Annotated in this window: 12 protein-coding genes; 2 read left to right on the top strand and 10 right to left on the bottom strand. The window is 67.9% G+C overall.

From position 1 onward, the window contains the following. Positions 1 to 34: 34 nt before the first annotated feature. Genes ABW16_RS05500 through ABW16_RS05485 form a run of 4 tightly spaced genes read right to left on the bottom strand, consistent with a single transcriptional unit; the run spans position 35 to position 4,887 of the window. On the bottom strand, positions 35 to 1,378 hold the full coding sequence (locus ABW16_RS05500; protein ID WP_047318170.1) for a DUF2254 domain-containing protein: 1,344 nt from the start codon (positions 1,376 to 1,378) through the stop codon (positions 35 to 37). Then, entirely contained in the window at positions 1,378 to 1,866 is a 489-nt protein-coding gene (locus ABW16_RS05495; protein ID WP_047318169.1) for a glutathione peroxidase, read from the bottom strand. The genes ABW16_RS05500 and ABW16_RS05495 overlap by 1 nt, the downstream gene beginning before the upstream one ends. A 10-nt stretch (positions 1,867 to 1,876) precedes the next feature. Further along, the gene (locus ABW16_RS05490; protein ID WP_047318168.1) at positions 1,877 to 3,994 is read right to left on the bottom strand and encodes a S9 family peptidase; all 2,118 of its coding nucleotides are present in this window, start codon (positions 3,992 to 3,994) and stop codon (positions 1,877 to 1,879) included. Next, positions 3,991 to 4,887, bottom strand: coding sequence for a phosphoribosylaminoimidazolesuccinocarboxamide synthase (locus tag ABW16_RS05485; RefSeq protein ID WP_047318167.1), 897 nt, complete (start codon positions 4,885 to 4,887; stop codon positions 3,991 to 3,993). Before ABW16_RS05485 ends, ABW16_RS05490 begins: the two co-directional genes overlap by 4 nt. 75 nt (positions 4,888 to 4,962) lie before the next feature. Here ABW16_RS05485 and ABW16_RS05480 point away from each other — a divergent pair, with 75 nt between their 5' ends. Continuing rightward, complete coding sequence (locus ABW16_RS05480; RefSeq protein ID WP_047318166.1) at positions 4,963 to 5,598, top strand: hypothetical protein; 636 nt, start codon at positions 4,963 to 4,965, stop codon at positions 5,596 to 5,598. A 20-nt stretch (positions 5,599 to 5,618) separates the two neighbouring features. Here ABW16_RS05480 and ABW16_RS05475 read toward each other — a convergent pair whose 3' ends face one another. Genes ABW16_RS05475 through ABW16_RS05465 form a run of 3 tightly spaced genes read right to left on the bottom strand, consistent with a single transcriptional unit; the run spans position 5,619 to position 8,846 of the window. Further along, positions 5,619 to 6,842: a cytochrome P450 gene (locus tag ABW16_RS05475; protein ID WP_047318165.1), complete on the bottom strand. Its 1,224-nt coding sequence runs from the start codon at positions 6,840 to 6,842 to the stop codon at positions 5,619 to 5,621. Between the two features lie 5 nt (positions 6,843 to 6,847). Next, entirely contained in the window at positions 6,848 to 8,266 is a 1,419-nt protein-coding gene (purB, locus tag ABW16_RS05470; RefSeq protein ID WP_047318164.1) for an adenylosuccinate lyase, read from the bottom strand. A 25-nt stretch (positions 8,267 to 8,291) separates the two neighbouring features. Next, the gene (locus ABW16_RS05465) at positions 8,292 to 8,846 is read right to left on the bottom strand and encodes a hypothetical protein (protein ID WP_047318163.1); all 555 of its coding nucleotides are present in this window, start codon (positions 8,844 to 8,846) and stop codon (positions 8,292 to 8,294) included. Between the two features lie 78 nt (positions 8,847 to 8,924). On the opposite strand from ABW16_RS05465, the gene ABW16_RS05460 reads away from it, so the two are divergent. Continuing rightward, the gene (locus ABW16_RS05460) at positions 8,925 to 9,611 is read left to right on the top strand and encodes a TetR/AcrR family transcriptional regulator (protein ID WP_047318162.1); all 687 of its coding nucleotides are present in this window, start codon (positions 8,925 to 8,927) and stop codon (positions 9,609 to 9,611) included. Here ABW16_RS05460 and pntB read toward each other — a convergent pair. The 3 genes from pntB to ABW16_RS05445 all read right to left on the bottom strand — a co-directional run bounded on the left by pntB (position 9,608) and on the right by ABW16_RS05445 (position 13,332). Beyond that, positions 9,608 to 11,029, bottom strand: coding sequence for a Re/Si-specific NAD(P)(+) transhydrogenase subunit beta (pntB, locus tag ABW16_RS05455; protein WP_047318161.1), 1,422 nt, complete (start codon positions 11,027 to 11,029; stop codon positions 9,608 to 9,610). The genes ABW16_RS05460 and pntB overlap by 4 nt on opposite strands. Before the next feature lie 35 nt (positions 11,030 to 11,064). Continuing rightward, complete coding sequence (locus tag ABW16_RS05450; protein WP_047318160.1) at positions 11,065 to 12,588, bottom strand: Re/Si-specific NAD(P)(+) transhydrogenase subunit alpha; 1,524 nt, start codon at positions 12,586 to 12,588, stop codon at positions 11,065 to 11,067. A gap of 126 nt (positions 12,589 to 12,714) precedes the next feature. After that, positions 12,715 to 13,332 (bottom strand): TetR/AcrR family transcriptional regulator, encoded by a 618-nt coding sequence (locus ABW16_RS05445; RefSeq protein ID WP_047318159.1) that lies wholly within the window; start codon positions 13,330 to 13,332, stop codon positions 12,715 to 12,717. Between the last annotated feature and the right edge of the window lie 50 nt (positions 13,333 to 13,382).

Genomic DNA, 13,382 nt, shown 5'->3' with positions numbered 1-13,382 from the left:
CAGTCGGTGACATCAAGGAAGACGTCAGATAGCGCTACGGAGTCGCCCGACGGCGGCTGTGGTCAGCCGGATCGGTGGTGTCGGCGGCGATCGCCTTGAGCCGGGCCAGATCGCGGGGATGCAGATCCGGCGCCCTCTCCAGCGATTCCAGGAGCAGGTCGGTCTGCTCCCGCAGCGCCGGCAGGTGCTCCGGCCGGCCGTATTCCTTGACATGGGCGACCAGCATCCGCAGCACCCGCAGGATCGCCGCAGCCACCAGGGGCTGACTGGGCGCCACCTGCCGAAGTTGGTCGAAACCGTGCCCGATGTACTCCTTGGGGTCGAGATCCCAGGGTCGCAACAGGATTCGCCCGTCCGGGCCGGCCACCGCCCGCGGTCGCGGCTGCACCGTCAGTACACGGCGCAACAGGCTGCCCACCCGCAGTGTGGCCTCCACCGCGGTCGTCGGGTCGTTGATCGCCGAACTGAGTGCACGCAGCCCGATATCGACCAGCTGACGGAAGGCGAAGTCGACGTCTTCCTGCATGGTGCGGCTGTCACTGACGACGACGGCCCGAGACAGCTTGTCCCGCACCCGATCCGGATTGGCCGGCACCGGCCAGATGGTGACCAGCGGCTGGCCCAGGTGGATGTAGGCGCCGACACGGGTGTCCAACCGGATTGTGGTGCCGGCCGGGATCGCAGCCAGCAGCCGCTGGGGGTTGACCTGACTGACCCAGCCGTTGCCGGGCGAGGTCAACCGCAGTGCGTCCGGGGGAACATCCAGGTCGTCTTCGGGAGCGGGTTGCTCGTGGGCGGCGGCGGCCGCGACGGCGTCGATCACCATCGAGCCCTCGGCCGCGATCTCGCGCACCACCTGTCCCACCTCCAGCCGGTGGGCCAGATGGTCGACGTGGGCGATGATCGTGATGACGGTGGCGATCGTCAGCACGACCGCAACCGTCACCGTCAGCGGCGGCGCGGGGACCGGCGAAGACCCCTTGAGGTCCGGCAGGCTCAGCACGCAGTAGACGAACGTCGCCACCAGCAGCCCGATGACAACCTGGCTGAGCCGGTCGCGAATGAACCACCGCATCACTCGGGGCGACAGCTGCGAACTCGCCAGCTGCAGGCTGACGATGGTCAGCGAGAAGATGACTCCCGCCGTGGTGATCGTCGCCCCGGCGATGGTGGACAGCAGTGTGGTGGCCACACTGCTGTCCATCTTCAGCAGGTAGCGCGGCGACGGGCCGATGTTGCGGTCCGCGACCCGGGTGGCGACGGCGAGCGCCATCCCGCCGAACACGATCACCAACGGCAACGCGAACAGGCTCTCGCGGAACCGGTAGGCCAGCGCCGCTGCCCGCACGCTGGGGAAGCGTTCCGACCGGGTATGCATCAGCCAGGCAGGACGGCTTCGATGGCGGCAATCACCTCGGGCGCATCCGGCACCGTGGTGGGCCGGAAGCGGTTGACCACGGTGGCACCCGGGGCGAGCAGGAACTTCTCGAAATTCCACTGCACGTCGCCGGCGGCGCCCTCCGCGTCGGCGGCTTTGGTCAGCTCGGCATACAGCGGGTGTCGGTCCGCACCGTTGACGTCGGTCTTGGCCAGCAACGGAAACGTCACCCCATAGCTGGTGGAGCAGAAGGTCTGGATCTCCTCGGCAGTGCCGGGCTCCTGACCCATGAACTGGTTGCAGGGCACGCCCAGCACGGTCAGGCCGCGGTCGCCGTAGTCCTGGGCAAGCTTCTCCAGCGCACCGTACTGCGGGGTGAGTCCGCATTTGGACGCGACGTTGACGACCAGGACCGCGCGGTCGGCGTAGTCGGCCAGCGAGGTGGAACGGCCGTCAAGGGTGGTCAGCGGGATATCGGCGAGGCTCATGGCCGCGACGTTACCCGCAGCCGACAACCGCCAGCAGCCAGGCGTAGGAGAACGCGATCTCTTTCCAGCGTTCGTAGCGCCCGGAGATACCGCCGTGGCCGGCGTTCATCTCGGTTTTCAGCAACACCGGGTTGCCGTCGGTCTTGGTGTGCCGCAGCGCCGCGACCCACTTCGCCGGTTCGACGTAGTACACCCGGGTGTCGTGCAGCGAGGTCATCGCCAGGATCGGCGGGTACTCCCGGCGGGTGATGTTCTCGTACGGCGAGTAGGACTTCATGTAGAAGTAGACGTCCTTGTCGTCCAACGGGTTTCCCCACTCGTCCCACTCGATGACGGTCAGCGGCAGCGACGGGTCCAAGATGGTGGTCAGCGGGTCGACGAACGGGACCTGCGCCACCACTCCGGCGAACAGGTCCGGCGCCAGGTTGGTCACCGCCCCCATCAGCAGCCCGCCTGCGCTGCCGCCCATCGCCACCAGATGCCCGGGCCGGCAGACCCCCGCATCGATCAGGTGACGTCCCACGGCGACGAAGTCGGTGAAGCTGTTCTTCTTCTCCAGCAGCTTGCCACGCTCGTACCACAGCCGGCCCATCTCACCGCCGCCGCGAACGTGGGCTACGGCGAACACCATGCCCCGGTCCAGCAGCGACAGCCGAGCGATCGAGAACTGCGGGTCCTCGCATGCTTCGTAGGCTCCGTATCCGTAAAGCAGTGTCGGAGCGGGAAGTTCGATACCGGCCCGGTGCACGATCGACACCGGGATCCGAGTGCCGTCCTCGGCGTAGGCCCAGTCGCGGTATTCGACGTAGTCGGTGCTGCGGTACTCGCCCAGCACGGGTTGTTCGCGCAGCAGGGTGCGTTCACCGGCGGCAAGGTCGATGTCGTAGACCCGCACCGGGGTGATGAACGACGTGGCGGCCACCCGCAGTTTCGGGGCGTCCCAGTTCGGATTGCTGGCCAGGCCCGACGACGTCAGCTCGGTGTCGAACGTGATCTCCTGCGGCGGTTGGAGGTCACCGTCGGCGCCGATCGGCCACAGCTGGATTCGGGGCAGGCCCTCGGCACGGTACCCGACCACCAGGTGGTGCGCGAAGGCATCCACCGCGTCGAGCCGCACATCGTCACTTCCGGCGATCAGGGTCTGCTGCGCGGCCGGGTCACTCACCGGGGCCTGCACCAAGGTGAAGTTGACCGCACCGTCGTTGTGCAGCATCAGGAATTGGTCCTGGCCGCCGATGATGGCGTGCTCCACGGAGTACTCGACGCCTTCACGGCGGGGCAGCACCACCGTGAACTCGGCGTGCGAGTCGGCCGCGTCGGCGTAGCGCAACTCGGTGGTGATCGACGAACCGGCCACGATCAACACGTAGGCGTCGCTGCGGGTACGCCCCACCGAGAGCCAGTATCGCTCGTCGGCCTCATGGTAGACCTGCTCAGCGGGCGCTGCCGAGGCACCGATTCGGTAGCGCCACACAGTATCCGGGCGCCAGGCTTCGTCGACAGTCACGTAGTAGACGGTCGAGTTGTCGGTCGCCCAGGTCACCCCGGCGCCAATCCCGGCGATCTCGTCGGGAAGCAGTTCGCCAGTCGATAAGTCCTTGAACCGCAGGGTGTACCTCTCGTCGCCGACGACGTCGACGGAGTAAGCCAGGATGTTGCCGTCCGGGCTGACGCTGGCGGCGCCGAGTGCGAAGAAGTCGTGCCCTTCGGCCTCGGCATTCTGGTCAAGCAACACCTGCTCGCCGGGGATCTCGGTGGCCTCGTCGAGCTGCGGCGGGTCCCAGTCGTCCGGGCTGCTGACCGGGCAACGGCATTGGACGCCGTACTGCTTTCCTTCGAAAGTGCGCGCGTAATACCACCAGTCGCCGCGACGGGCCGGCACCGACAGGTCGGTCTCCTTGGTGCGGGCCTTGATCTCGTCGAAAATGGCCTGCCGCAAGGGTTCCAAGTGTGCCGTGGCAGCGTCGGTGTAGGCGTTCTCGGCTTCCAGGTGGGCGATCACCGCGGGATCAGACTTGTCGCGCAGCCACTCATAGGAGTCGACGAAGACATCCCCGTGGTGCGTGCGCGTGCTGTCTACCCGCTTGGCCGAAGGTGGGCCCGGACGATCCTGCGACACGTCGGTCATGCTCCGGGGCCGACCCAGTCGTCGAAGGACAGGCCTGAAATACGTTCGTAAGCCTCGATATAGCGGGCTCGTGTCGCGGCGATGATGTCGTCCGGCAGCGGCGGAGGCGGCTGGTCCCCGGCCCGGTCCCAGCCGGATTCCGGGCCGGTCAGCCAGTTGCGGACGAACTGCTTGTCGAAGCTCTGCTGCACGACCCCGGCCCGGTAGTGGTCGGCCGGCCAGTACCGCGACGAGTCGGGAGTGAATACCTCGTCGGCGAGCACCAGGTTGTCGTGTTCGTCGATCCCGAACTCGAACTTGGTGTCGGCAATGATGATTCCCTTGGTCAGCGCGTGGTCGGCCGCCTGCACGTACGTCTGTAGGGTGCGGTCGCGCAGCTGGCCGGCGCGCACCGGGCCCACCAGGTCGATCACCTGCGCGAACGAGATGTTCTCGTCGTGCTCGCCGATCTCGGCCTTGGTCGCCGGAGTGAACAGCGGGTTGAGGAACTTGCTGGCCTCCACCAGTCCGGGCGGCAACGGGATGCCGCACACGGCGCCGTTGCGCTGATAGTCCAGCAGACCCGAGCCGGTCAGGTAGCCGCGTGCCACACACTCGACCGGCATCATCTTCAGCTGGCGCACGACCAGCGCGCGGCCGAGCACCTCATCGGGGATGCGCGGGTCGTCGGGCGGGCCGGCCAGGTGATTGGGGGCCTCGACGAGGTCGAAGAAGAAGACACTCATCGCGGTCAGGATGCGGCCCTTGTCCGGGATCTCACTGTCGAGGATGTAGTCGAACGCCGAGATCCGGTCGGTCGCGACGAACAGCAGATGCTGATCATCGATCCGGTAGAGTTCGCGGACTTTGCCGCTGGCCAGGTGCTGGTAATCGGAGAGCGCGGGTCGCGACATTGCGTCAGCCTATCGGTGACCGCAAGACCGCCGAAGCCGGGCGCAGCGGGCCGCCAGGTGTGTTGGGATCGGACCATGACGTCCCGGTTGCTGCCCTATGCCACCTCCCCCGGCCGCTTGCTGGCCCAACTGTTCAGCGACATCGTCGTCGCGGCATGGACCTCCCTGTGGGTACTGGTCGCGCTCGCCGTCCATGGGGCGGTCACCACCATCGCCGGTGTCGGCCGACAGTTCGAACGCGGCGCCAACGGCGTGGCCGACAGCTTGGCCTCGGCCGGCAAGAGCGCGGACCGTATCCCGCTGGTGGGCGACGCCGTGAGCAAGCCACTCACCGCGGCCGGACACGCAGCGGTCGACATCGCCGGCGCCGGCCACAACCTCGACACCACCGCCGGCTGGCTGGCCTATCTGCTGGCGGTCGCGGTCGCGGCCCCGCCGATTCTGGCGGTGGCGATGCCGTGGCTGGCGTTGCGGCTGCGGTTCTTCCTGCGCAAGCGGGCGGTGCTGACGCTGGCCGCCACCCCGGCCGGTGAGCAGCTGCTGGCGCTGCGCGCGCTGACCAACCGTCCGCTGGGCAAGCTGAGCGCGGTCAGTGCTGACCCGGTCGGGGCCTGGCGGCACGCGGACCCCGCGGTGATCCGGGGCCTGGCCGCCCTCGAGCTGCACTCCGCGGGCTTGGCCCGGCGATCTCGGCGCGGTCCCGCCCGCTGACCGGTGGTGGTGCGCCGAGACTACGGCCGCAGTTCCACCATCATGTGCCGCATCCCGGTGTGCCGGTTGCTGCGCGTCCACTCCACCGGTGCCACTACCGCCAATTCGCCGAACCGGCCCAGCAGCTCCTCGTAGAGCACCCGCAGTTCCAAACGGGCCAGATGTGCGCCCAGGCAGAAGTGTGCGCCGTGGCCGAACCCGATGTGCGGGTTGGGTTTACGGGTGATGTCGAACTGTTCGGCCCGGTCGAAGACCGCCGGGTCGCGGTTGGCCGAGCCTTCCCACACCAGCACCTTCTGGCCGGCCTCGATGGTCTGCCCGCCCAGTACCGCGCGCCGGGTGGCGGTGCGCCGCTTCGACGGAGCCGGTGAGGTCCAGCGCAGGATCTCCTCGATGGCAGTCGGCAGCAGATCGAAATCGCCACGCAGCAAACGATATTGGTCGGGGTACGCAGACAGCGCCAGCAGCCCGCCGGCAATGGCGTTGCGGGTGGTCTCGGCGCCGGCACTGAACAGCAACTGGAAGAACAGATATACCTCGAGGTCGCTGAGCTCGGGGTCGGTCGAGTTGGCCACCACCGAGAGCATGTCGTCGGCGGGCTCGGCGCGCTTGGCCGCGATCAAGTCCCGCCCGAAGGTGTAGACCCGGTTACCGGCGTCCTCGATGGACAGTCGCGACACCACCGCCTTGCGCGAGCCGCGGAAGTCGAAGCTGGGCTCGGTCGCCTCGAACAGCCAGTGCCGGTCGGCCTCGGGAACACCCAACAGGATGCAGATCATCTGCATCGGCACCTCGGCGGCGATGTCGACCAGGAAGTCGAAGGGAACCCCGGGCTCGACGGCGTCCAGCAGCGCCCGCGCCCGGTGCCGCAGGTCGGTCTCGACGCGGCGGATCATCCGCGGCGTCAGCCCGGAGCTGACCAGCCGCCGGACCTGCGCGTGCCGCGGGTCGTCCATCATGTTCAGCAGCTGGCCCGCGATCGGCAGGTCCTGCAGCACGGTGCCGCCGAACGGCCGGTCCCCGCCGGTGACCGACGAATAGGTCTGCGCATCGCGCAGCACTTCAAGCGTTTCGGCGTGCGTGGCCACCGACCAGAAGCCTTCGCCGTCCGGGGTGTGTGCGGTGGGCTCGTGCCAGAACACGGGGGCCACGCGGCGGTGCAGCGCGAACAGCTCGTGCGGGAAGCCGTCGGCAAAGTTGTCCAGATCGGTGAAGTCGATGCTCGCGAGCTCCTGGACCTCCATGACGGCTACAGGATCGCGCCCGGGATGTAGGCAGCCCCGGCCGGATACCGCTCGACGAGTTCGGCCACCTCGGCCGCCACTCGGTCGACCTGGTCGGCGGCCGCGCCGGTGAATGCCTGGCGGTCAGCCACGGCCGCGTCCAGCGCAGCCCGGTCCAGCGGCAGCCGTTCGTCGGCGGCCAGCCTGTCCAGCAGGTCGGGCTCGGCTCCCCGCTCGCGCATCGCCAGCGCGACGGCCACCGCGTGTTCCTTGATCACCTCGTGGGCGGCTTCCCGGCCCACCCCGGCACGCACCGCGGCGATCAGCACCTTGGTGGTGGCCAGGAAGGGCAGGTAACGGTCCAGTTCGCGGGTGATCACCGCCGGATAGGCCCCGAATTCATCGAGCACGGTCAAGAAGGTTTCGGTCTGCCCGTCCACGGCGAAGAAGGCGTCGGGCAGCGCGACGCGCCGCACCACCGAGCAGAAGACGTCGCCCTCGTTCCACTGCGCGCCGGCCAGTTCAGCGGCCATCGAGGCGTAGCCGCGCAACACCACCTGCAGGCCGTTGACTCGCTCGCAGCTGCGGGTGTTCATCTTGTGCGGCATCGCCGACGAGCCCACCTGGCCGGGCGCGAAGCCCTCGGTGACCAGTTCGTGGCCGGCCATCAGCCGGATCGTGTGGGCCAGCGAGGAAGGACCGGCGCCCAGTTGCACCAGCGCGGAGACCACGTCGTGGTCCAGCGAACGGGGGTACACCTGTCCGACACTGGTCAGCACCGCGGAGAACCCCAGGAATTCCGCGACCCGGCGTTCCAGCTCGCTCAGCTTGGCGGTGTCACCGTCGAACAGGTCCAGCATGTCCTGCGCGGTGCCCATCGGACCCTTGATGCCCCGCAGCGGGTAGCGGTCGATCAGCTCGCGCACCCGCCGCAGCGCGAGCAGGGTTTCCTCGGCAGCCGAGGCGAATCGCTTACCCAGCGTGGTGGCCTGCGCGGCGACGTTGTGGCTGCGCCCGGCCATCACCAGGTCGCGATAGGCCACCGCGTGGTTGACCAGGCGCGCCGCGACCGCGACCCCGTGGTCGTGGACCAATTGCAACGACTGGCGGATCTGCAGCTGCTCAACGTTTTCCGTCAGGTCCCGGCTGGTCATGCCCTTGTGGATGTGCTCGTGACCGGCCAGCGCATTGAACTCCTCGATGCGGGCCTTGACGTCGTGGCGGGTCACCCGCTCGCGGGCGGCGATCGACGCCAGGTCCACTTCGTCGAGGACGGCCTCATAGTCGGCGATCGCCTGTGCGGGGACCGGCACGCCAAGCTCGGATTGGGCGCGCAGCACGGCCAGCCACAGTCGGCGTTCGGCGACGATCTTGGCCTGCGGCGACCAGATGTCTGTCATCGCGGTGCTGGCGTAACGGGTGGCCAGCACATTGGGGATGCTCACGAGCAGCTAGCTTACGGTCGCTCCGTCAGCGGGTTGTGTGCGACGGTGCCGTGGTTCGGGCAGCGACGGGGCCGCGGCCTTCCGACAGCGATATCGCGGCATCGATGAGGTATTCGGTGATGATCTGGACGGCATGCCACGAAGGCAGCGGTTCGCAGATGAAGGCGGGATTGGTTCGGGTGGCCCGACGCATCAGGTTGTGGCATCCCGGCGCGAATTGCACGCGCAGCACCGTCTCCTCGTCAGCCCGATTGGCGAGCGGGTACGGGTTCTGGGCGTAGCGAATACACGCTCCGGTGCGGTCAATCCCATAGCCGGTCACCCTGGCGTCGTCTGGGTCGATGGTGAGCGGCCAGAAGGGCGGCGTCAGATCGAAGGAGTGCACTATCTCTCGCCGCGGCCCAACGGGCACGTGTCGGGTGAGCGATCGGATCCGGCACCGGGCGGCGATGTCGTAGGGGCGCACCCGGTTCTGGCGCATGAACTCAAGGAAAACCTCGACCGCTATCCGCGCTGCCGGCGGCCACTCGTGATGCACCAACGGTGCATTACCCCAGTTGGCGCCGCCAACCGTCAACATGACGACTCCACATGTCGAGAAGAATGGACAGGCCCGTAGTCTGCCACAGACTGTCGGTCTGTGAGTACGCTTTTGCCAATGGGTAACGGGAGGCCAACCCGGCGGGACATGCATGCTGAGCTCACGCGGACCGCGGTGCTCGACGCCGCCCGGACACTTTTCGTCGCCAAGGGCTTCGAAGCGACCTCGGTCGACGAAATCGCGCAGGCATCGCACTCCAGCAAGGGCGCGGTCTACCACCACTTTCGGGACAAACAGGCGATCTTCGCCGAGGTCTTCCGGGCCAGCCAGGCCGACGTCATGCAGGCCGTGCTACCCGGCGCCCTGGAGTCCATGCCCGGCGACGCCAGCCCGTGGGAACAGGCGCTGTTGGCAATCAGCGCAGTGCTGCGCTGTTACGTCCACAATCACGACGCACGGGTCCTGCTGCGGGAATCGGCGAGTGCCCTGGGCTGGGACCGCAAGCAGACCGTCGATGAGGAACTGGCCCTGCCATTGCTGCGCGGCGTGCTCGGTGAGCTGATCGAGGCCGGCGAGATCGTGGCGGTGCCTGTTGGCGTGACCGCCGAGTTGCTCTACGCCCTGCTCAGCAAGACCGGGCCCATCATCGCCGCCGCCGCCGACCCCGCCCAAGCGGTCAGCGAGATCGAACCGGTGCTGTTCGCCTTGTTGAACGGCCTGCATCGCGAACCGACGCAGCCGGCGCGCCAAACCAAGCGGTTGGGTTTTGCCCGACCACAAACGGCCGAGGAGGCAGCGCCTTAGAGCGCGTGCAGGATGTCTTCGACCCGGTCCTTGGCGTCACCGAACAACATGGCGGAGTTCTGCCGGAAGAACAGCGGGTTCTGCACGCCCGCGTAGCCGGAAGCCATGGAGCGCTTGAAGACGATCACGTTGTCGGCGTCCCACACGGTCAGCACCGGCATACCCGCGATCGGGCTGGACGGGTCTTCGGCGGCGGCCGGGTTGACGGTGTCGTTGGCGCCGATCACCAGGACCACCGATGTGTCACCGAAGTCGTCGTTGATCTCGTCCATCTCCAGCACGATGTCGTAGGGCACCTTGGCCTCAGCCAGCAGCACGTTCATGTGGCCGGGCAGCCGGCCGGCGACCGGGTGGATGCCGAATCGCACGTTGACGCCGCGGTCCCGCAGCTTGCGGGTCAGCTCGGCGACGCCGTACTGGGCCTGCGCGACGGCCATGCCGTAGCCGGGGGTGATGATCACCGAGTCGGCGCCGCCCAACAGCTCGGCCACGCCTTCGGCGGTGATCTCGCGGTGCTCGCCGTAGTCCTTGTCCTCGGCCGGGCCGGCCTCGATCCCGAAGCCGCCGGCGATCACCGAGATGAACGAGCGGTTCATCGCCTTGCACATGATGTAGGACAGGTAGGCACCCGAGGAGCCGACCAGCGCGCCGGTGATGATCAGCAGGTCGTTGGAGAGCAGGAAGCCCGAGGCGGCCGCCGCCCAGCCGGAGTAGCTGTTGAGCATCGAGACCACCACCGGCATGTCGCCGCCACCGATGGAGGCCACCAGGTGCCAGCCCAGCGCCAGCGCCAGCACGGTCACCACGATCAGCAACCACAGCTTCGGCTCGTGCACGAACCACACCGTCAGCGCGAAGAACGCGACCAGGGCGCCGATGTTGAGGAAGTTCTTGCCGGGCAGCATCAGCGGGTTGGACTTCATCCGCGCCGAGAGCTTGAGGTTGGCCACGATCGAGCCGGTGAAGGTGACCGCGCCGATGAAGACGCCGATGAACACCTCGGCCGAGTGGATGCCGAACAGTCCCGAGGCCGCCAGTTCGCGGGCCTCAGCACCGCACGGACGGTTCTCGACGTGCAGGTAGCCGTTCCAGCCGACCAGCACGGCGGCCAGGCCGACGAACGAGTGCAGCAGCGCGATCAGCTCGGGCATGCCGGTCATCTCGACGACCTTGGCGCGCCACAACCCGATTGCCGCACCCACCACGGTGGCCCCGATCAGCAACGCCAAGCCGGTCGGATTGATGTCGTGATGAACCGCCAAGGTGATCGTCGCGGCCAGCGCCACCGCCATCCCGAGGATGCCGAAGCTGTTGCCGGCCTTGGACGTCTCGTGCTTGCTCAGGCCGGCCAGGGCCAGGATGAACAGCAGCGCCGCGACGATGTATGCCGCCGAGGCGGCGGTCTCAACTGAAAACATAAGCGGGGTCTACTCCAAGTCGGGGTGCGCAGCGCCTAGCTGCGGGAGAACATGGCGAGCATGCGGCGGGTCACCGCAAAACCACCGAAGATGTTGATGCTGGCCAGCAGGATCGCCGCGGCGGCCAAACTCGTGATGGCCGGGTCGCCGTGGCCGATCTGCAGCAGCGCGCCCACCACGATGATTCCCGAGATCGCGTTGGTCACCGACATCAGCGGCGTGTGCAGCGCGTGGTGCACGTGGCCGATCACGTAGTAGCCGATCACGATCGCCAACGCGAAGACGGTCAGGTGCACCTGCAGCGCCGCAGGCGCCATCGCGACCAGCGCGAACAGCACCGCGGCGCACCCCACGACCAGGCTCAGCCGGCGTCCGGCCGACATCGGTTCCTTGGCCGCCTTCGCGACCACCGGGGCTTCGGCGACCTTGGCCGGAGCGGCCGAGACCTGCACCGGGGGCGGGGGCCACGTCGACTCGCCGTCGCGCACCACGGTCATCGACCGCTGCACCACGTCGTCGAAGTCCAGCACCAGCTGGCCGTCCTTGCCGGGGGTCATCAGCTTCATCAGGTTGACCAGGTTGGTGCCGTAGAGCTGGGAGGCCTGCGCGGGCAGCCGGCCGGCCAGGTCGGTGTAGCCGATGATCGTCACGCCGTTGTCGGTGACGACGGCCTGGTCCTTGACGGTGCCCTCGACGTTGCCGCCGTTGGCGGCGGCCATGTCCACGATCACGCTGCCCGGCTTCATCGACGCCACCATCTCGGCGGTGATGATCCGCGGCGCGGGCTTACCGGGGATGAGCGCGGTGGTGATGATGATGTCGACGTCTTTGCACTGCTCGCTGTAGAGCTGCGCCTCGCGAGCCTTGTAGTCGTCGCCCATCTCCTTGGCGTAGCCGGTGGCAGACACCTCGGCCTCGGGGTCTTCGATGGACAGGTACTCGCCGCCGAGCGAGCGGACCTGGTCGGCGACCTCCGGGCGCGGGTCGGTAGCCCGCACGATGGCGCCCAGGCTGCCGGCCGCGCCGATCGCGGCCAAGCCCGCGACGCCGGCGCCTACCACCAGCACCTTGGCCGGGGGCACCTTGCCCGCAGCGGTCACCTGACCGGTGAAGAACCGGCCGAAGGCATGGGCGGCCTCCACCACGGCGCGGTAGCCGGCGATGTTGGCCATCGAGCTCAACACGTCCAGGGACTGCGCGCGCGAGATCCGGGGTACGGCGTCCATCGACAGCGCCGTGATGGGCCGGCGGGCCAGATCCTCCACCCGATCCGGGTTCAGTGCCGGTGCCAGCAGGCTGATCAGCGTCGCGCCCGGCTTCATCCCGTCCAGCTGTTCGGTCGACGGGGCGTTGACACCGAAGACGATGTCGGCGCTGCGCGCGTCGCCGATGGTGGCGCCGGCCTCGGTGTATGCCGCGTCGGAAAAGGACGATGCGTCTCCCGCACCGGAATCCACTACGACGTCGTAACCGAGCTTGGTCAGTGCAGCGACCGTCGTCGGCGTCGCCGACACACGCGTCTCACCGGGCTGCGCCTCGGATAGGACACCGATATTCATGACGTAGCTCTCCACATTCGCGTCTCTTCGCCGTCTTCAGGCGCTTGCAGGCGTCTTCTTCCCCCTGTTACCCGCCAGTAGCTAAGGAGCGACAAAGGGATCGAGGCAGCATACCGTGTGTGCTTCTCAGGCCGACACCGCGCGCTGATCCAGTGGAGCGAGCATATCGATGACGTCGATGACCGCGGCCCGGGCGGCCGCCCGCGGCCCTTGCAGGTCATCGACCAGTGCCGCCATCACCGCGCCGTCGACCATGCAGACCAGGGCATATGCCATCTCGACGCGCGCGATCCGCCCGGAGCGTTCGACGGCCTCGGTGACCGCATCGGACCGTTGATGCAGGATACGGCGCTGAATGTCGCGCAGCGCCGGCTGGCGGGAGCACACGATATAGCGCTCGTAGCGGGAGATGAGCTGCTCGGTGATCTGTTCACCGCTCTCGTCGCCCACCAACAGTTCCACCAGGATGTCCGCAGTGGTCTCGGCGCTGCGCCGGCGCCGGGACAGCTCGGTGATGCGGGCACGCAACTGGGCGACCTCCAACATCCCGATGTGTTCGACCGCGTGGGCGATGAGGTCTTCGAGTGAGGAGAAGTAATAGGTCGTCGACGCCAGCGGCAGACCGGCCCGCTGCGCCACGGCGCGATGCCGCACCGCTTCGAAACCGCCCTCACGCAGCAGCTCGGCGGCGGCGCTGATCAGCGCATACCGCCGTCGTTCGCCCTTCGGCGTCACTGCTGTCATCACGCCTAGAGATGCTGCCAGTCCGGGTAGCGCCGCATCATGCGTTTCCG

Source organism: Mycolicibacter heraklionensis (genome assembly GCF_001021505.1).
GTDB lineage: Bacteria > Actinomycetota > Actinomycetes > Mycobacteriales > Mycobacteriaceae > Mycobacterium > Mycobacterium heraklionense.
Note: the sequence above shows the minus strand (reverse complement) of the source record. Positions and strands in the feature narration are given on the sequence as shown.